Source organism: Catellatospora sp. KI3 (assembly GCF_029948125.1).
In the GTDB taxonomy this organism is placed as follows: Bacteria; Actinomycetota; Actinomycetes; order Mycobacteriales; family Micromonosporaceae; genus Catellatospora.
This window is the reverse complement of record NZ_JASAMB010000003.1, coordinates 56141-74083: the sequence shown is the minus strand read 5'-3', so window position 1 is coordinate 74083 and position 17943 is coordinate 56141. Positions and strand designations below refer to the sequence as shown.

The following is a 17943-nucleotide window of genomic DNA, read 5'->3' as shown; positions in this document are numbered from 1 at the left end:
AGCGAGGAGATTGCACCGTTTTGAACCGCTGGGGCCCGGGAACTGCCGCCCGCATGAAGGTGCTCGGTATCAACGCGGTGTTCCATGACCCGGCGGCGGCCCTGGTCGTCGACGGCCGCACCGTCGCGGCCGCCGAGGAGGAGCGGTTCAGCCGCCGCAAGCACGGCAAGCGGCCGGTGCCGTTCTCGGCGTGGGAGCTGCCCGCCCAGTCCGCCCGGTGGTGCCTGGCCGAAGCCGGGCTGACCCCCGCCGACCTCGACGCGGTCGGCTACTCCTTCGACCCCGGCCTGTGCCACCCCGCCGAGGAGGTCGGCCTGGACGACCCGTGGGACTGGCTGCGCCAGGACTACGCCCGCCGGGCGCCCTCGTTCCTGGCCGAGGAGCTGCCCGGCCTCGACCCGAGCGCCGTCCGGTTCGTGCCGCACCACGTCGCCCACGCCGCCTCGGCGGCCCTGGCGGCGCCGGTCGGCGGCGACACCGCCGTGCTGGTCCTGGACGGGCGCGGCGAGGCCACCAGCCACCTGTCCGGCGTCTACCGCGACGGCCTGCTGCGACCCCTGTACGGCCAGACCCTGCCGCACTCGCTCGGCCTGCTTTACGAGGACCTGACCGCGCACCTGGGCTTCCTGCGCTCCTGCGACGAGTACAAGGTGATGGCGCTGGCCTCCTACGGCCGGGCCCGGTTCCTGCCCGCGCTGCGCGAGCTGGTCTACCCCACCGCCGACGGCGGCTTCCGCACCGAACCGGTCGACTGGGCCGCCATGGCCAAGGCCCGCCACCACGAGGACGACCCGCTGGACGACGACCACGCCGACCTGGCGTGCAGCGTCCAGCACCGCCTGGAGGAGGTGCTGCTGGACCTGGCCGCCTGGCTGTACGACGCCAGCGGCGGGGCGACCCGGCTGGCGCTGGCGGGCGGGGTGGCGCTCAACTGCGTCGCCAACGCCCGGCTGGCCGCCGACGGCCCGTTCGACGACGTCTGGGTCCAGCCCGCCGCCGGTGACGCGGGCACGGCGCTGGGCGCCGCGCTTCAGCTGGCCCGGCTGTACGAGGACACCCCGCAGCCGATGCCCGGCCCCGACCTGGGCCGCGGCTTCACCGACGACCAGCTCGAAGCCGAGCTGCTCCGGGCGGGGCTGCCCTACGAGCGGCCGCCCAGCGTCGCCGAGGCGGCCGCCGCGGTGCTGGCCGCCGATGGCGTGGTGGCCTGGTTCGACGGCCGCGCCGAGTACGGGCCGCGCGCCCTGGGGCACCGGTCGCTGCTGGCCAACCCCGGCGACCCGGGCACCACCGCCCGGCTCAACGACATCAAGGGGCGCGAGCAGTTCCGGCCGGTCGCACCGATGGTGCTGCTGGACCGGGCCGCCGACATCTTCGAAGGGATGCTGCCCAGCCCGTACATGCTGTTCGTGCACCGGGTGCGCCCGGACTGGCGCGAGCGCATCCCGGCGGTCGTGCACGTCGACGGCACCGCCCGGGTGCAGACCGTCGACCCGGCCGTCGAGCCGCGGGTGGCGGCGATGCTGACCGCGTTCGAGCGGCGCACCGGCCTGCCGGTGGTGGTCAACACCTCGCTCAACATCGCCGGGCAGCCCATGGTCGACACCCCGCGCCAGGCGATGGAGCTGTTCGGGGCCGCCCCGGTCGACCTGCTCGTGCTCGGCCCGTACGCCGTACGCCGCCCGGTCGCCTTCGGCAGCCCCCGGTGAACGTCAGCGTGGTCGTCCCGACCATCGGCCGGGCCAGCCTCGACGAGCTGCTCGCCGTGCTCGCGGGCCAGCTGGGCACCGCCGCCCCCGGCGAGGTGGAGCTGCTGGTGGTGCGCGACCGGCCGGTGGACGTGGCCGTGCCGGCCCGGCTGCGGGCGCTGACCCGGGTGCTGGACGGGCCCGGACGCGGACCCGCCGCCGCGCGCAACGTCGGCTGGCGCGCGGCCCGCCACGACTGGATCGCCTTCCTCGACGACGACGTGCGGCCCGGTCCGGGCTGGTGGCACGCGCTGCGCGCCGACCTGAGCCTGCCCGGGGCGGTCGGCGGCAGCATCGGCCGGATCCGCGTGCCGCTGCCGCCGGACCGGCGCCCCACCGACTGGGAGCGGTGCACCGCCGCGCTGTCTACCAGCCACTGGATCACCGCCGACATGGCGTACCGCCGCTCGGCGCTGGCCGCCGTGGGCGGGTTCGACGAGCGGTTCCCGCGCGCGTACCGGGAGGACGCCGAGCTGGCCTTCCGCGTCCGGGCGGCGGGCTGGCGGCTGGTACGCGGGGCCCGGCAGACCACCCACCCGGTACGGCCCGAGAACCGCTGGGTGAGCCTGCGCACCCAGCGCGGCAACGCCGACGACGCCCTGCTGTACCGCCTCTACGGCAGCCACTGGCGCAGCCTGCTGCAGGTGCCGCCCGGCCGCCGCCCCCGCCACGTCGCGATCACGCTGGCCGGGGTCGGCGCCCTGGTCGCCGCGGCCTGCGCCGCCGACCGGCGGGCCCGGCGACCGGCGGGCCTGGCGGCGGCGGTCGGCGCGCTCGGCTGGCTCGCGGGCACGGCCGAGTTCGCCGCCGCGCGCATCGCGCCCGGCCCGCCGACGGCCGCCGAGCGTACGACGATGCTGCTGACCAGTGCCGCGATCCCGCCGCTGGCGGTCTGGCACTGGCTGCGCGGCTGGCTGCGCGCCGGGCCGCGGCCGCGGCCCGTGCGGTGAGGCGGCTCACCAGAAGTACCCACTGATCGACATCTGCCAGCACACTGGCAGGTCCCCGACCCACGGGCGACCTGATCCACCCCCGAAAGGCACATTGTCGTGCGGCACATGTTCGCGGCGCTGCGTCACCGCGCGTTCCGCCTCTGGACCGGAGCCTGCCTGGTCTCCATCGTCGGCACCTGGATGCAGGTCCTCGGCGTCAACTGGTACGTCCTCCAGTCGACCCGCTCGGCCGCCAGCATGGGCGTGACCGTCGCCCTGCAGACCCTGCCCGTACTGCTCCTCGGCGGTCTGGGCGGCATGCTCGCCGACCGGCTGCCCGCCCGGCCGCTGCTCGTCGCCACCCAGGCGGCCCATGCCGCGCTCGCCGCCGCGCTGGCGTTCACCGCGTACACGCCCTCGACCCGCGACCTGCCCGCCGTCTACGCGATCTCCCTGCTGGGCGGGGCGGTGACCGCGCTGGAGGGCCCCGTCATGGGCCGGTATGCCGCCGCGACCGTCGACCGGGCTGCGCTGTCCAACGCCCTGTCCCTGGGTTCCCTGGTCAGCTCCTGCGGCCGGATCCTCGGCATGAGCCTGGGCGGGGTCATCGTCGCCGCGTGGGGCCCGACGCTGCTGTTCGCGGGCAACGCGGTCAGCTTCCTGCTCGTCATCGCCGCCGTGGCCGCCATCCGCGGTCGCGACCTGCACCCGCTCGACCTGCCGACCGCCGCCCCGGCCGCGCACCAGCCCGCCACCGGCCTGCTGGCGCACCTGCGCCGTCGGCCCATGGTGCTGACCGCGCTCGCGCTGGCCCTGGTGCTGGGCAGCCTCGGCCGCAACTACCAGGTGACCATGGCCGCGATGAGCGACGGACCGCTGCACGCCGGGGCAGGCGGCTACGCGCTGCTGTCCACCGTGTTCGCCGCGGGCACGGTGGCCGGCGGACTGCTGGCCGCCCGCCAGGCCGTACTCGGCTACCGGACCCTGGTGGGGGCCGCCCTGGTCACCAGCGCACTGCAGGTCCTGGCAGGCTTCGCACCGCAGCTGTGGTCGTTCGCGCTGGCGCTGGTGCCGATCGCGGCCGGGGCGGTGCTCATCGACACCGCCGTCAGCACCCGCGTGCAGCTGGACACCAGTGCCGCCCTGCGGGGCCGGGTCCTGGCCGCGCTCGCCGCGACCGGCTCGCTGGCGGCCGCGGCCGGAGCCCCGCTGCTCGGCCTGCTGGCGGAGCTCGCCGGGCCGCGCACCACCCTCGTCGCCGCGGGCCTGGCCACGACGGCGGCCACCGCCGCCGCCGCGATGCTGATGGCCCGCCGCCGGCGTATCCCGGTACGCGTCGGCCAGGTCCGCCACACGCTGCGGGCGGCCCTGGCCGGCTGAGCCGCTCAGTCGTCGATCGTCAGCTGCTCGCGCAGCCGGTCGAACGTGCGCGCCAGCAGCCGCGAGATCTGCATCTGCGAGACGCCGATCTGCGCGGCGATCTCACTCTGGGTGAGCCCGTCGACGAACCGCATCCGCAGGATGCGCTGGTCGCGTTCGGGCAGGGTGGCGATCGCGTCGTACAGCACCTGCCGGTCGGCGACGCCCTCCAGGGTGCTGTCCGGCGCCCCGAGCAGGTCGCCCATCTGGCTGTCGCGGTCGTCGCCGGTGATCGGCGCGTTGATCGACCCGGTGGTGTGGGCCGCCGAGCACTCCATGGCCTGCTGCACCTCGGCCACGTCGACCTTCAGGCTCGCGGCGATGTCCGCGGCCGTGGGCGTACGCTGCAGCGCCTGGGTCAGCTCGGGCACCACCCGGCACACGGCCACGTGCAGATCCTGCAGCGACCGGTAGACGTGCAGGGTCCAGGTCCGGTCGCGGAAGTGTCGCTTGATCTCGCCCAGGATCGTCGGCGCCGCGAAGTACGCGAACGGCACGCCCCGGTCGGGGTCGAACCGGTCGACGGAATTGATCAGCCCGATCGTCGCGACCTGGATCAGGTCCTGGACGTCCTCGCCCCGGTTGCGGAACCGCTCGGCGAGCCTGCGCGCCATCGGCAGGCAGCGGCAGATGATCTCGTTGCGCAGCCGCATCGTGCCGGCGTCCTCGGGCGGCAGCCGGTGCAGGAGGCTCAGCGCCTGTTCGCAGTCAGCCGTCGGTGTCTCGGAACCCGGATCGGGTTCGAGGAACTTGGTCGTGGTCATTGCCGGTCACCCAGCCTGCCCGGACAGGCGCGGCGCGCGCTGCCGAGGGCGTAGTCCAAGCTTCGTGCCCTGCTGCTGGAGCACCGGCCGCCGCCTCAGAAGGCTGCTCGGCGGTCATCGTCGCCATACGGCGAACCACGCTGATACCCGGCCCCGTTCGGCACCAAACCGCTTCTGAACAGGCAGTTTCGGCGATGGGAGGGTCGGGAACGTCAGCGCCCTACGAAGGGAGTCGTGATGGACACCGTCCTGGTCCGCGACGTGATGACCGGCGACCTGGTATGCGTCGACGCCGATGCCGCGCTGGTCGAGGCGAGCCGGCTGATGCGCTCGCACGACATCGACGAGCTGCTGGTGACCGATGGGACGACGCTGATCGGCACACTCACCGCATACGAACTGGTGGCCCGGGGGCTGGCCGAGGACCTGGACCCGCACGCCGCCACCGTTCGTGACCTGCTCGGCCGGGAGCTGGTGACCGTGCACGCCGATGACGACATCACCGAGGCCCTGCGGCTCATGGCGCTGCACGGCCTGGGGCGCCTGCCGGTGTGCGAGGCGGGGCGGGTGGTCGGCGTGGTGAGCCGGGCCGACCTGGATCGGGACGAGCTGGCCGACTACCAGCGGCAGGCGGCGGCGTGACCGTAGCGCGACGTCCCCTCAATGTCCCCGGTCAGTCAGGGATTAATAGTCGCGAAGACGGGGACATGGGATATATGCCGACTTTGGTGTGCCATGTCAGGCGCCACCTCCCGATCGCAGAGATCGTGGTGGCGGGCACACTGGATGAGTCGACAGTGGTCGAACTGGGCGTGACGGTCACCGACTGCCTGGCCGACCAGCCCGATGGCGTGCTGCTCGACCTGACCGCCGCCCCCTGCCTCGACCCGCGGCTTCCGGCCTGGCTGCTCGGCATGGCCCGCACCGCCCGGCGCTGGCCGGGAGCACCACTGCTGGTCGCGGCGCCCCCGGCCTGGCTGACAGGGATCGACGGCATCACCACGTACGCCGAAACGGCCGACGCCGTGGCCACCGCTCGGCAGTTGCCCGCCGCCCCGCGCCGGTCCCTGCGGCTACCACCGGTCGCTCCCAGCTGCGCCGCCGCCCGCGACCTCGCGTGGCAGGCCTGCCACGACTTCGGGCTGCGCCGACCGGCCCAGATCGTGCGCCTGCTCGCCTCGGAACTGGCCGCCAACGCCATCGTGCACGCCCGCACCGAACTCCAGCTGACCCTGCGTGCGGTGCCCGGCGGCATCGACGTGGCGGTCCGCGACGGCGACCCGTTCCCGCCCCAGGCGCCAGGCCCGCACGACGCCGGGGGCGGCCTGGAGCTGGTGTCCGCCCTGTCACGCGACTGGGGCTGCCTGCTGACCAGCGACGGCAAGGTGGTGTGGGCCCGCGTCGAAGTCCTGAGTGACCAGGGCACGCTCAGGAGAGCACCCGCATAGCGGCCTTCTCCGCGCGGCGCCACAGCCGCTCGTCGGCGAAGGCGGCCGCGACCGCGTCGCCGTCCGCGCTGGATAGACCGTCCAGCGGTGCCAGCGAACCGCCGTGGAACTCGTCGACCAGCCGCGGATCGACGTACGAAGCCTTCGCCACGGCCGGCGTGTTGCCCAGCACCTGCGAGGCGTCCCGCATCGCCGCGGCCACCGCCTTGTTCCGAGCCGTGGCCGACCCGCACGCCCCGGCGGCGCACAGACTCACCAGCGCCGCCACGGTGCCGTGCCAGGTGCGGAAGTCCTTGGCGGTGATCTCCGCACCGCTGATCTCGCGCAGGTAGTCGTTGACGTCGCCGCTCTTGACGTCGTGCCACTCCTGCCCGGTGCGGTACGCCAGCAGCTCCTCCGACGGGTCCTTCCGCCGCAGCAGCGCCCGCACCACGCCGGCCAGCGCGTCGTCGTCCACGGTGACCGCCGCCTCGATCCCGCCCTTGGCGGGGAAGCTGAGCGTCAGCCGGCTGCCGCGCACCCGCACGTGCTCGCGCCGGATCGTCGCCAGCCCGAACGTCGCCTCGCCCAGGTCGGGATCGTCGACGGCGTACTGCTCACTGCCGACGCGCACGGCGGCGCGGTCGAGCAGCCGGACCGCCGCGGCCAGCACGCGGCTGCGGGAAAGGCCCCGGCCGCCGAGGTCACGAGCCACCGCCGCGCGCATCTTCGGCAGGGCCCGCGCCATCTCGTCGAGGCGGCCGAACTTCTGCCGGTCGCGCTTGGCCCGCCAGAGGTCGTGGTACCGGTACTGCTTGCGCCCAGCCGCGTCGGTGCCGGTCGCCTGGATGTGGCCGCGCTCGTCGGGGCAGACCCATACGTCGTTCCACGCGGGCGGCACCGCGAGCCCCGCGATGCGGTCCAGCACCGCCCGGTCGGTGACCGGCTCGCCGCCGAGGGTGTAGGAGAAGCCCTTGCCGCGCCGGCGGCGGCTGATGCCCGGCTTCGACAGGTCGCTACGACGCAGACGCACGGCAGCCACATACCCGGCACCGGCCCGTCGCAAGCACTGTCGGCGCAGACGGCCGCGGCCGACCGGACGCTCGCGCGTCGGCCGGCCGCGGTGCTCCGACTGCGGGTGTTACGGAGTCGGGTACTGCGCGATGAACACCGGGCCGCCGACGCGGGTCGTGTCGGCCGGGTCGCCGATGCCGTTGACCACGTGGTCGATGGTGCCGGCGCTCAGGTTCACCGTCATGATGTGGAACAGCTGCACGCCGGGCCGGTTCGGGACCTCGAAGCCGTTCTCGGTGTGGATCGACGGGTTGTTCTGGTTGAACACGTACACGCCGCCGCCGTAGAGCTTGTGCGTGCGCACGTTGTCGCCCACCTTGTACGCCGAGTAGCCCTCGACCGAGCCGTTCATCCAGTCCGCCTGCGTCGGCGGGTCGTACGGCAGCTCGTTCTGGTACAGGATGGTGGTGCCGTCCTCGCCGTTCCAGACCGTGTTGTGGCGCTGGAAGTGCTCGACGAACAGGCCGGTGGCGGTGACGTGGTCACCGTTGATGACCGCGCCGTACCGGCCGGTGTTGGTGTTCCACCGCTGCGTGTCGGTGAAACCCTCCACGCCGTGGTCGCCGCGCCACACCCAGGTGTGGTCGATGAGCACGTGGTCGCTGTTGACCTCCAGCGCGGTGTCGGTCTTGCCGACGTGCGGGCCGCCGACGCGGAAGTACACGTCGGACAGGGTGGTCGGGTTGCTCGCCTGCGACCAGGCCAGGAAGTTGTGCTTGCGGCCGACGCGCAGCAGGACCGGGGACTCCTGCAGGCCCGCGTCGATGGTGACGCCCGCGACGATGATGCCGGGCACGTCGGCGAGGTTGAGCGGGGTGGCGCCGTTGACCGCGGTCAGCGTCGCCTGGCCCAGGCCCAGCACCACGGTGTCGGGGCGCCACACCTCGATGCTGCGGGCGATGTCGTACACACCCGGGGTGAGCAGCAGGTTCTTGCCCAGCGTCAGGGCCAGGTTGATCTTCGCGACGGAGTCGCCCGGCTTGGCGATGTAGAAGTCGCTCAGCGGGACGGTGCGGCCGGCGGTCAGGCCGTCGGCCCACGAGATGCCGCTGGTGTTCGTCCGCGCCGAGGGCACCCGCACCTGGTACTTGCCGTTGCCGTCCACGAACAGGTACGGCTTCTCCCGGCTGACCGGGGTCGCGTCCAGCGTGGTGTACGGCGGGTCCGGGAAGGCCGCGTCGTCGGGGGCGCCGACCACGCCGCTGAACACCTGGTTCCACACGCCGTTGGACCAGCCGTCCACCTGGCTGTTGCGGATGAGCCACTGCTGCTGCGAGCCGTTGATGACGAACGGCAGCTTGGAGTCGGCGATGAAGCCGCCGCTGGCGTACTGCGGGCCGGCGGTGCAGTAGTCCATCAGCGACAGGTTCGCGCCGGTGATGTTGAGGCGGCGCAGCGACACCGCCTGCGACACGGCCCAGAAGTCGGCCGAGGCGCGGCAGCCGTCCTGGCCGGCCGCGTTGACGTTGATGGTCAGGTTGGCCAGCGTGCGCCAGAAGTTGACCAGGGCCAGGCAGTTGCTGGTGCCGCCGTCGGCCAGGCACCGGTTGTAGACCTCGACCTTGCCGTTGATCACGACGTCGGTCGGGTTGGCGCCCAGGCCCGCGATCTCGGTGTAGTAGCCCACCTTGATCTGCAGCGGCTGCTCGGCCGTGCCGTAGGTGCCCGGCTTGAACAGGAACGCGTACCGGTCGGTGCCCATCTCGTTGGCGACCTGGGCGGTGTTCGCGGCGTCCAGGGCGGCCTGGATCTCGGCTACCGGCGTGCTCGGGTCGAAGACCGTCACGTTGGCACCGAGGTCGGCCGCGCCGAACGGCGGCGCGACGGCGACCGCCGCCGCACCGGTGCTGCCCACGATGGCGACGGCGGCAACCGACGCCAGACCGAGGGCGAATCTTCGGCGTACGGTGACGCCGCGACTCGTGCTCATCATTGCGAGGAAGTCCTCTCGTGTGGGGACGTCCGGGCACGGGACAGCGCTCTCGCCCATGACAGGTAGGCGTGATCTGCTTGGCAGATAACAGAGAGAGCGCTCTCCGGCCCGGTCTCAAGGAGCGTAGCGGACCGGCATCGTTCTGGAAATCTCCACTTGGGTGGATCAGATCGCCACATCGTCGGTGGATCTGAACCGCCCCACCGGATACGGGCACCGACCAAGTACGGCCAGGGGAGCCGAGACGGGCGGGACATGCGATCTCTTACGAGCGAGGTCGCCTTTCGATCCTGGGCCCAGGCCCTAGACTCAGGCGTCCGCTCCCGCAAGCACTCGATGGTGGTGACATAGTGAACGCACGGCGCCTGGTCCTGATGATCACGCTGTTCGGCGTCGCGGCGACAGCCTTGTTGCTGTCGCTGGTGGGAAACGACCATCTCGCCGACGCCTCCGCGGTGGTTTCGGCCCTGGCGGCCGTGGCCGCCCTGGGTGTGGCGGCGTGGGCTGCGCTGCCGGGGCGGCGCGCGGGAGGGATACGAGTGTCCGACACCGGCCCGGCCGAGGCCCGAGGGTCAGGATCTGCCGTCAGCGGAGTGACAGCCCCCGCCGGTCGATCAGGGGAGATCTCCGTCCGGGGCACCGGGCGAGCGGAGGCGGCCGACGGCGGCGAGGCCACCAGTGGCGTCCGGCTCAGCTGATCCGGTCGCCGGTGACGCCGGTGACCCGCAGCCGCCACGACACGGCTCCTTTGCGGAGAGGTGGATGCCCAGACCGCGCCTCATCGCCACCGAGACCGGACACGCCACCGCCACCAACGGCGGTTTCGCCAACTCCGGCATCGTCAACGGCGACCTGTACATGGTGGCCCCAGCGCCCACCTATTCGCCTTACCGGGAGCAGCACGTGGCGCGGATCGCGCCGGACAGCCTGCTCGACCGTGACGACGAGCTGGCAGAACTGGCACGCTTCTGCACCAGCGACACCGGGTCGTACAGCTACTGGCAGGCTCCCGCCTGGGCGGGCAAGTCCGCGCTGCTGTCGTGGTTCGTGCTGCACCCGCCGGCAGGCGTCCGGATCGTCTCCTTCTTCATCACCGCGCGGTTCCGCGGGCACCAGGACAGGGTGGCATTCGTAGACGTGTTGCTGCCCCAGCTCGCCGAGATGCTCGGCGAACCGAGGCCGACCGTTACCGAGGCCACCGCCGAGATGGAGCTGCTCCATCTGCTGCACCGGACCGCCGCCCGATGCACCGCACGAGGCGAGCGGCTGGTCCTGGTCGTGGACGGCCTGGACGAGGATCGCGGTGTGACGCTGGGGCCAGACGCCTACAGCGTCGCGGCGATGCTGCCGTGGCCGCTGCCCAACGGCCTGAAGGTCATCGTGGCAGGCCGCCCGAATCCGCCCGTCCCCGACGACGTGCCGGAGGGTCATCCGCTTCGCGACGGCCGCATCGTCAGGCCGCTGAGCGGTTCAGCGCAGGCAGGCGTCGTGCGGATGGACATGATCCGCGAGATTCAGCGGCTGCTCGACGGCCCATCTGCCGACCAGGAACTGCTGAGCCTGCTCACTGCGGCCGGAGGCGGGCTGAGCGACCGCGACCTTGCGGAGCTGACCGATCGGCCGCTCCGGCAGGTGCAGCGGCAGCTGCGGACGATCGCGGGCCGGAGCTTCGCCAGACGTACGACACGCTGGACGGGGGCAAGCCCGACGGACGTCTACGTCCTGGGCCACGAGGAACTCCAGACCGAGGCCATCGACAGTCTGGGCGCGGCCCGATTGGCCGAGTCCCGGTTGCAGTTGCACGGCTGGGCCGATGGCTACCGGCTCCGGCGCTGGCCCGTCGACACGCCGGAGTACCTGCTGCGCGGCTACTTCGACGTGCTGCGCGACACCGAGGATCTGGCGCGCATGGTGGTCTGCGGCACGGATCCGGCCCGCCATCACCGGATGCTTCGCCTGAGCGGCGGCCACGGCGCGGCCCTGAGAGAGATCATAATTGGCCAGGACCGCCTGCTCGCCCAACCGGAGCCCGACCTCGACGCGATCGCCCGACTGACCGTACATCGCCATCGACTGGCCAAACGGGCCGACGGGACGCGCGTCAATCTTCCCGCCGTGTGGGCCCGGCTAGGGCAGCCTGACCGGGCCGAGGAGATGGCCTACTCGATTCCGGACCCCGAGCGGCGGGCGTGGGCGCTGGCGCTGGTCGTCCGAGCCTTGACCGAGCAGGGCGACCTCCCACGCGCCGAGGCCGTCGCGAACCGGATCGGCGCCCCACGATGGCAGGCTTACGCCTGGTCCAGCCTGGCCGTGGCGTACGCGACGTCAGGTGATCGCGTCGCGGCAGCCGACCGGTGGCGAGCCGCCGACGAAGCCTCTTCGGCGCTGCACCACGACTCGCGCGCGTGGGCGCTGGCGGGCCTGATCGAGGCCGCCGCCTCCGTCGAGGACACCACTCGGGCCTCCGCACTGCTCACCACACTGATCGGAATCGTCGATCCCGCGAACCTCGACGCCGACAATGACGGCTCGATTCTGGCGGTGACGGCGGCGTCCATGGCCCACGCGGGGACCATAGCGGCCGCATCCGGCCTGGCAAAGTCAATTGTCAGACCACGATGGCGTACCTACGCGTTAATCGGCATCGCCAATGCCCTCCTAGTTCAGCGGGATGTTTCCCAAGCGCTGGAATTCGCCCAGCTCGCGCAGGAGAATGCGCGGTCAGCCGATCCAGGCACCTCGTTCATCGCGCTGGCACCGCTCGTCGCGGTGCTCAGCCGGGCCGGTGATCACGCCGCTGCGTCCGAGCTCGCTGATGAGGTGGAAGCGGGGGCGCGGTCGACGCCCACCGCGCGCTACCGCGCCTATATCTACGCCGAACTGTCCAAGTCGTTGCTCGTCACGGGCGACGCCTCACGTGCCTGGGAACTCGCCGAGCGATGCGACCGGGAGATCGCCTCAGACGCGGCGATGTACGATGAGACGGCCGTCATGATCGCACCGCTCGCTGTGGCCGGGGACGTAGATCGCGCGGAGAGCCTGACCCACACTCTGGCCGTCGACTGGTGGCAGGTTTGCGGGTTGACGACCACGGCGATCGCCGCCGCCGCCAGCGGCGACGTTGCGCGTGCCGACCAGCTGAGGCGGCAGGCCGAAGTCGTCGCCGGCTCGATCGCAGCCCCGGGGATCCTGGCCAGGTGCATGTCCCTGATCATCGACGTACGGGCCGCGCTCGGCGACTTCGACGGCGCACGAGAGCTCGCCGAGCGCGCCGTCGCCGACGCGCGTTCGATGCCGGAGCCGGACGGGCAGGTGGCTGCCCTGACGGATGTGATCCATGCCTTGACGACGGCTGGCGAGGCCACCCTGGCCCGCGAACTTGCGGCGGAGGCGGAGGCACAAGCCAGGACCATTCCCGATGCGTTCCCGCGATCGGGAAGACTGGCCGACCTGGTGACCTCGGTCGCACACGGCAGCGACGGCCTGGCCCACGAACTCGCCGAGCGCGTGCTCGCGACTGTCCTTCAGGAAGACAAGGTCGACGTGATCGCGCTCGCCGCGACGTTCGACAGGATCGCAGCGTCAGGCCGCGATGACATCGACATGTCGGCGATGCCGGCAGACGCGCGGACGATCGCGCGGCGGGTGGGCTGGCCCGCGGCTGTCGCAATGCTGGGCGACTTCGACATGCACTCCCCCGACCTCGCGCAGAGCGGTCCACTGCGCGCGATGGAACTCGCTACCCTCGCCGCGGGGGCTGTCAGAGCCGGGCTACGCACGCAGGCACAAGAGCTGGCCCGCTGTGCTGTCGAGGCGGCCGCTGAAGAGCACGAATTCTGGCAGGACCAGGTCTTCGCCAGCTTGGCTGAGGCCATGTACGAAAACGGCGACGCCGAGCGGGCCGAGAGATTCGCATCAGCGATCAGCAACCCGCATCACGCCGCGTGGGCCGTCGCGGGCGTGACGGAGGGCGCGACCGCTCGGCGGGCGGTGGCGAACGCCTTGCGCATCGGCGGCTGGACGACACCGGACCATCGCATGTTTCCGAGCCCGAGCCGCTTCCCCCTGGAGATGCAGCTGTCCGGACGCACGGCGCCGCCCGCCGTGCTTCTACGAGTCCAACCCCCGGTCCTGTCGGCCATCGCAGACGAACTCATCCTGCTCAACCGTTATGAATCCCAATCCATATCCGAGGAATAGGCCCTATCTCGTGAAGCTTAGGGCCGCACCTCAGGGCGGGGCACCGAGGCGAACGTCGAACTGAACCATGTCGGCAGGTCCTGGCACAGCGCACGCGGCCCGGCCACCTCGATGCTGCCGGAACGCAGCGCATCGGACCAGCCCAGGTTGCCCATCCAGACGTCGACGAGCGTACGCAGGCGGCAGCCCACCAGCACGTCCACCGGATGGCCCGGGTCGGCGTCGCAGACGTCCACGTCCTCCGGCGTGATCACCAGCCACCAGCGGCGCAGCTGCGGCGCCACCCCGTCGAACCCGAACTCCACCACGGTCCGGCCGGTCGGCACCTTCGCCCGGTCGACGCTGCGGTGCATGTCCCAGAGCAGCAGCTTCGGATCGAGGTCCTGGTCGCCGATCCGGCCGATCCAGCGGACACCCCACGCGCCCAGCGCCAGCACGATCGGCTCCAGCTCCCGCCCCGCCGCCGTGAGCAGGTAGTGCACCTCCGAGCCCACCGGCCGCCGCTGCACCACCCCGGCGGCGACCAGCTGCTGCAACCGCTTGGACAGCAGCGTAGGCGACATGCGCGGCAGGCCGCGGCGCAGCTCGTTGAAGTGTCGGCTACCGGCCACGAGCTCACGGATGACGAGCATGGTCCAGCGCTCGTCGAGCAGCTCCATCGCCTTGGCGACCGGGCAGAACTGGTGGTAGGACGCTCCCATGGCGCGCACGTTAGACGGCCCGCCGCAACGGGTCCAGTACACATCCTGTACTAGGCTTGCCGGCACGCCCCTTCTTAGCCTGGTCCCATCACGACCATAGGAGAGCAGGGCAGATGAGTTCTACGACCGACCCGTCCGACGCCGACCAGGCGCTCAAGGCGCGGCATCGGGCGATGTGGGCGCTGGGCGACTACCCGAGCGTGGCCACCGAGGTGATCCCGGAGCTGGGACCGGTCCTGGTGCGGGCGTGCGAGGTCGCGGCCGGACAGCGGGTGCTGGACGTGGCCGCCGGTTCGGGCAACGCGGCCGTGCCCGCGGCGCAGGCGGGGGCCGACGTGGTCGCCAGCGACCTGACACCGGAGCTGCTGGAGACGGGGCGCGCGGCCACCGCCGAGCTGGGGCTGCGGCTGCGGTGGGAGCAGGGCGACGCCGAGCGGCTGCCCTACGGCGACGCCGAGTTCGACGTGGTGATGTCGTGTGTCGGGGTCATGTTCGCGCCGCACCACCAGGACAGCGCCGACGAGTTGGTGCGGGTGTGCCGGCCGGGCGGCACCATCGGCCTGGTCAACTGGACGCCGGAAGGCTTCATCGGCCAGATGTTCGCCACCATGAAGCCGTACGCGGCCCCGCCCCCGCCCGGGGCGCAGCCGCCGCCGCTGTGGGGCAGTGAGCAGCACGTGCGGCAGTTGTTCGGGGATCGGGTCACCGACGTGCGGGCGGAGCGCCGGACGGTTCGCGTCGACGTGTTCAGCGACGCGGCGGGATTCCGGGACTTCTTCAAGCGGTGCTACGGGCCGACGATCGCGGCGTACCGCAACATCGGCGACGACCCGGACCGGGTCGCGGCGCTGGACCACGCGCTGGACGAGCTGGCGATGCGCAACGACCTGGGCTGGGGCGCCATGGACTGGGAGTATCTGCTGTTCACCGCCCGGCGGGCGTGAAACGGCGGCGCGGGTGCCGGAGTCGCCCGGCACCCGCGTCCGGGTCAGCCGAGACGGTCTGGCCGCCGGGGTGGCGAACGAGGCCCGGGGCGCGGAAGCCCCCGGGCCGGCCAGCGTGTTTTCCGGGTCGCCGGAGCATCGCCCGCCGAAGCCATACGATTACGGATCGTAGGGAGGTATGGCTGATGAAGGTTCTGATGGTGCTGACCTCGCACGACCAGCTCGGTGACACCGGCCGCAAGACGGGCTTCTGGCTCGAGGAGCTCGCCGCGCCGTACTACCGCTTCCAGGAGGCGGGCTGGGACGTCACGCTGGCCTCGCCCAAGGGCGGGCGGCCGCCGCTGGACCCCAAGAGCAGCGAGCCGGAGTTCCAGACCGACCTGACCCGCAGGTTCGAGGGCGACGCCGACGCCGAGGCCCGGCTCGACCGGACGCTGCCGCTGGACTCGGTGTCGGCCGACGACTACGACACCGTCTTCTACCCGGGCGGCCACGGCCCCATGTGGGACCTGGCCGAGGACCCCGTCTCGATCAAGCTGATCGAGGACACCGTCCAGGCCGGCAAGGCCATCGCCCTGGTGTGCCATGCGCCGGGCGCGCTGCGCCACGTCACCACGCCGGACGGCAGTCCCCTGGTCGCGGGCCGCGAGGTCACCGGCTTCACCGACGGCGAGGAGGCGGCGGTGGGCCTGACCGAGGTCGTGCCGTTCCTGGTCGAGGACGAGCTCATCGCCAAGGGGGCCCGGTTCCGCAAGACCGGCGACTGGCAGCCGTACGTGGTGACCGACGGCCGGCTCATCACCGGCCAGAACCCGGCCTCCTCCGGCCCGGCCGCCGACGCGCTGATCGCGCTGCTGTCGTGATCAGCGCGAGCCGATAGCGCGGCCAGGAATCAGGACCGGGTCCGGTCGGCGGTGAACCGGCTCGGCCGGCTCGGTCCCTCGTGGTGGCGCCCGGACCGGTTCCCGGTGCCGGACAGCGCCCGGCGCGCGTACGCCCGGACCGGTTCGCCCTCGGCCCCGCGGCGCAGCACCGGTAGCAGGAGCGCGGCGGCCACCGCCGCGCCGAACAGCAGGGACACCATGCTGGCGAGCAGCACTTCGTTCAACGAGAACAGCTCGTGCGTCACGGGCTCGGTCCTTCCATCGGCAACCATGCGCGTATAGCCCGCCGCGGGCCGATCATTCACCCGCGGCCTGTGACCCCGGCCACACGAAAGGGATTAGCAGCGCAAAGCGCAGGTGAGGGCTGAATCAAGACTTGTCAGGCGAGACTCCGGCGGAGGTCAGGGCCGCTTCCGGGCCTGTCGGCTGCCAGGCGGACTGCGCCCGGTCGGCGTGCGCCTCCCAGCGGACCAGCCACAGCAGCGCGACTGTCGCCAGAGCGCCCAGCACCAGCGCGGCCAGGCACACGCCGACCAGATCGTCGAATGAGAACAAGCTCGGGCTCATGCCGTGCCACCTTCCGCCACCGTTGTCAGCTGCCGTATCACCGGCAGGCGCCCCACCCGAACCACGACAGGCGTGTGGCGGCGGTCACAAAGACGCACAGGGCACTGCGAGGCCGGTCAGCGCCCGCTGACCGGCCTCACCGGTGTCTTCGTCCACCCTGCGGCTCTGTCCGCACCCGCAGGGTCCGCATCGGGTGCCGCCTCGGCGGCGGCCTTGCTCCGCTGGTGCCGGCTGCACCGCCACGACCTGCCGAAGTTGCGGGTCGGGTAGCGCCGGGTCAGGCCTAGAGCCGTCCGCCTGGACAGGACGGGGCAGTCATGCCGGTCCGGCACCAGGGTGGCTTGGCCGAGATCCTGCCTCTGCTCGATTCGTTCGAGAACCATCGTCGCTTTCATGACCGCCTCCTCGGCAACGGGAGCAACGTTCCCCGCTGCGGCGGATCGAAACGGTGGCGACCTGCGATTTCCCGCCTGCCGGAGATCGACCGGCGCCAGGGTCGCGCCGTTCGCCGACCAGCGCCTGCCCCGGCTCGGCCGGCCGACCCGCTGGTGAGCCACGTGATCGCCGTTCGCAGGCACTACCTCGGCCGCGGGCGCGAACTTTTGACCGCGCACTCCGATCATCAGGCGAAACGGATGCGAAGATCGCGGCCTGGGTCACGCCACCGCGACCGGGTCGGCCGCGGGCGGGGCGATCACGTCCCAGTGCTCGGCGATCATCGACTGCTGGACCCGGTACAGGTCGCACAGCGTCGCCTCCCGGCCGCCTGACGTGCCGGCGCAGACGGTCAGCACGAACGCCCCGTCGGCGACGATCAGCAGGCGGCTGCGGTAGACCAGCTGCGCCCGGGCCAGCGTCGCGCCCAGACCCGCCCGACCGGCGCCGAGCTCGGGATCGTGCTGGATCAGCTCCGGCACGACGAACCCGGACAGCAGCTCGAACCGGCCCTCCAGCAGCACCCGGTCGGTGAACGACGCGACCAGCCGCCGGTTGAAACCGGTCTGGCGGGGCGGCCGGGCGGAGAAGCGCATCCCGTCGACCTGCGAGCGGGCGTCCACGGCGTGGCGGCTGAGCGGCTGCATCAACCGCCAGCCCTCGGACGCCCCGTCCCGCAGGTCGAACACCTCGAAGCCGACGTGGCTGGGTCTGCCCGTACGCGGATAGACCGCGTGCACCGCCACCACGCCGTCGCCGACGAGCACCCGCTCCGGCCGCCCCGCGACCCGCACGCCCAGCGCGCGCAGCCGCGACTGCGGCTCCTGGGGTCGTACGAACCGGGCCCTGTCCCTCGCGTCCACCTGCATCACGGCCTCCACGCTGCGACTCCCCCGGCCTGACCGAGGATCCGAC

16 protein-coding genes are annotated in these 17943 nt (G+C 72.3%); 9 read left to right on the top strand and 7 right to left on the bottom strand.

Annotated features, from left to right (window positions below; genetic code table 11):
- Window positions 1-53 precede the first annotated feature (53 nt).
- From QEZ54_RS06890 to QEZ54_RS06880, 3 genes are all read left to right on the top strand, one after another.
- Window positions 54-1709 (top strand): carbamoyltransferase C-terminal domain-containing protein, encoded by a 1656-nt coding sequence (locus QEZ54_RS06890; protein WP_281303630.1) that lies wholly within the window; start codon window positions 54-56, stop codon window positions 1707-1709.
- Window positions 1706-2698 carry a glycosyltransferase gene (locus QEZ54_RS06885; protein WP_281303629.1) on the top strand — a complete coding sequence of 331 codons (993 nt, stop codon included), beginning with the start codon at window positions 1706-1708 and terminating at the stop codon, window positions 2696-2698. The genes QEZ54_RS06890 and QEZ54_RS06885 overlap by 4 nt, the downstream gene beginning before the upstream one ends.
- A gap of 108 nt (window positions 2699-2806) precedes the next feature.
- Window positions 2807-4060, top strand: coding sequence for an MFS transporter (locus QEZ54_RS06880; protein WP_281303920.1), 1254 nt, complete (start codon window positions 2807-2809; stop codon window positions 4058-4060).
- Between the two features lie 5 nt (window positions 4061-4065).
- Here QEZ54_RS06880 and QEZ54_RS06875 read toward each other — a convergent pair whose 3' ends face one another.
- The gene (locus tag QEZ54_RS06875) at window positions 4066-4863 is read right to left on the bottom strand and encodes a SigB/SigF/SigG family RNA polymerase sigma factor (RefSeq protein WP_281303628.1); all 798 of its coding nucleotides are present in this window, start codon (window positions 4861-4863) and stop codon (window positions 4066-4068) included.
- A gap of 237 nt (window positions 4864-5100) precedes the next feature.
- On the opposite strand from QEZ54_RS06875, the gene QEZ54_RS06870 reads away from it, so the two are divergent.
- Window positions 5101-5505, top strand: coding sequence for a CBS domain-containing protein (locus QEZ54_RS06870; RefSeq protein WP_281303627.1), 405 nt, complete (start codon window positions 5101-5103; stop codon window positions 5503-5505).
- Window positions 5506-5660: 155 nt separating this feature from the next.
- Window positions 5661-6311, top strand: a complete 651-nt coding sequence (locus QEZ54_RS06865; RefSeq protein WP_281303626.1) for an ATP-binding protein — start codon at window positions 5661-5663, stop codon at window positions 6309-6311.
- On the opposite strand, the gene QEZ54_RS06860 is transcribed toward QEZ54_RS06865, so the two are convergent.
- A complete protein-coding gene (locus tag QEZ54_RS06860; RefSeq protein WP_281303625.1) occupies window positions 6292-7323 on the bottom strand; it encodes a DNA topoisomerase IB in 1032 nt (343 codons plus the stop codon). The two genes, QEZ54_RS06865 and QEZ54_RS06860, sit on opposite strands and share 20 nt — an antisense overlap.
- A gap of 108 nt (window positions 7324-7431) precedes the next feature.
- Window positions 7432-9294, bottom strand: a complete 1863-nt coding sequence (locus QEZ54_RS06855; RefSeq protein ID WP_281303624.1) for an adenylyl cyclase — start codon at window positions 9292-9294, stop codon at window positions 7432-7434.
- A 353-nt stretch (window positions 9295-9647) separates the two neighbouring features.
- Here QEZ54_RS06855 and QEZ54_RS06850 point away from each other — a divergent pair, with 353 nt between their 5' ends.
- On the top strand, window positions 9648-9995 hold the full coding sequence (locus QEZ54_RS06850; RefSeq protein ID WP_281303623.1) for a hypothetical protein: 348 nt from the start codon (window positions 9648-9650) through the stop codon (window positions 9993-9995).
- A 64-nt stretch (window positions 9996-10059) separates the two neighbouring features.
- Window positions 10060-13497, top strand: coding sequence for a hypothetical protein (locus QEZ54_RS06845; protein WP_281303622.1), 3438 nt, complete (start codon window positions 10060-10062; stop codon window positions 13495-13497).
- Between the two features lie 17 nt (window positions 13498-13514).
- On the opposite strand, the gene QEZ54_RS06840 is transcribed toward QEZ54_RS06845, so the two are convergent.
- Window positions 13515-14198, bottom strand: a complete 684-nt coding sequence (locus QEZ54_RS06840) for a helix-turn-helix domain-containing protein (RefSeq protein ID WP_281303621.1) — start codon at window positions 14196-14198, stop codon at window positions 13515-13517.
- A 113-nt stretch (window positions 14199-14311) separates the two neighbouring features.
- Here QEZ54_RS06840 and QEZ54_RS06835 point away from each other — a divergent pair, with 113 nt between their 5' ends.
- Complete coding sequence (locus tag QEZ54_RS06835; RefSeq protein ID WP_281303620.1) at window positions 14312-15142, top strand: class I SAM-dependent methyltransferase; 831 nt, start codon at window positions 14312-14314, stop codon at window positions 15140-15142.
- 185 nt (window positions 15143-15327) lie between these two features.
- Complete coding sequence (locus QEZ54_RS06830; RefSeq protein WP_281303619.1) at window positions 15328-16005, top strand: type 1 glutamine amidotransferase domain-containing protein; 678 nt, start codon at window positions 15328-15330, stop codon at window positions 16003-16005.
- A gap of 29 nt (window positions 16006-16034) precedes the next feature.
- Here QEZ54_RS06830 and QEZ54_RS06825 read toward each other — a convergent pair whose 3' ends face one another.
- The 3 genes from QEZ54_RS06825 to QEZ54_RS06815 all read right to left on the bottom strand — a co-directional run bounded on the left by QEZ54_RS06825 (window position 16035) and on the right by QEZ54_RS06815 (window position 17909).
- Window positions 16035-16271 (bottom strand): hypothetical protein, encoded by a 237-nt coding sequence (locus QEZ54_RS06825; RefSeq protein WP_281303618.1) that lies wholly within the window; start codon window positions 16269-16271, stop codon window positions 16035-16037.
- 124 nt (window positions 16272-16395) lie between these two features.
- The gene (locus tag QEZ54_RS06820) at window positions 16396-16593 is read right to left on the bottom strand and encodes a hypothetical protein (protein ID WP_281303617.1); all 198 of its coding nucleotides are present in this window, start codon (window positions 16591-16593) and stop codon (window positions 16396-16398) included.
- A 656-nt stretch (window positions 16594-17249) separates the two neighbouring features.
- On the bottom strand, window positions 17250-17909 hold the full coding sequence (locus QEZ54_RS06815; RefSeq protein ID WP_281303616.1) for a hypothetical protein: 660 nt from the start codon (window positions 17907-17909) through the stop codon (window positions 17250-17252).
- Window positions 17910-17943 lie beyond the last annotated feature (34 nt).

Bases quoted from the DNA above. Each gene is read 5' to 3' on its own strand.
- QEZ54_RS06890 (WP_281303630.1), top strand. From the start codon at position 54: ATGAAGGTGCTCGGTATCAACGCGGTGTTCCATGACCCGGCGGCGGCC.
- QEZ54_RS06880 (WP_281303920.1), top strand. From the start codon at position 2,807: ATGTTCGCGGCGCTGCGTCACCGCGCGTTCCGCCTCTGGACCGGAGCC.
- QEZ54_RS06875 (WP_281303628.1), bottom strand. From the start codon at position 4,863: ATGACCACGACCAAGTTCCTCGAACCCGATCCGGGTTCCGAGACACCG.
- QEZ54_RS06870 (WP_281303627.1), top strand. From the start codon at position 5,101: ATGGACACCGTCCTGGTCCGCGACGTGATGACCGGCGACCTGGTATGC.
- QEZ54_RS06855 (WP_281303624.1), bottom strand. From the start codon at position 9,294: ATGAGCACGAGTCGCGGCGTCACCGTACGCCGAAGATTCGCCCTCGGT.
- QEZ54_RS06845 (WP_281303622.1), top strand. From the start codon at position 10,060: ATGCCCAGACCGCGCCTCATCGCCACCGAGACCGGACACGCCACCGCC.
- QEZ54_RS06840 (WP_281303621.1), bottom strand. From the start codon at position 14,198: ATGGGAGCGTCCTACCACCAGTTCTGCCCGGTCGCCAAGGCGATGGAG.
- QEZ54_RS06835 (WP_281303620.1), top strand. From the start codon at position 14,312: ATGAGTTCTACGACCGACCCGTCCGACGCCGACCAGGCGCTCAAGGCG.
- QEZ54_RS06830 (WP_281303619.1), top strand. From the start codon at position 15,328: ATGAAGGTTCTGATGGTGCTGACCTCGCACGACCAGCTCGGTGACACC.
- QEZ54_RS06820 (WP_281303617.1), bottom strand. From the start codon at position 16,593: ATGAGCCCGAGCTTGTTCTCATTCGACGATCTGGTCGGCGTGTGCCTG.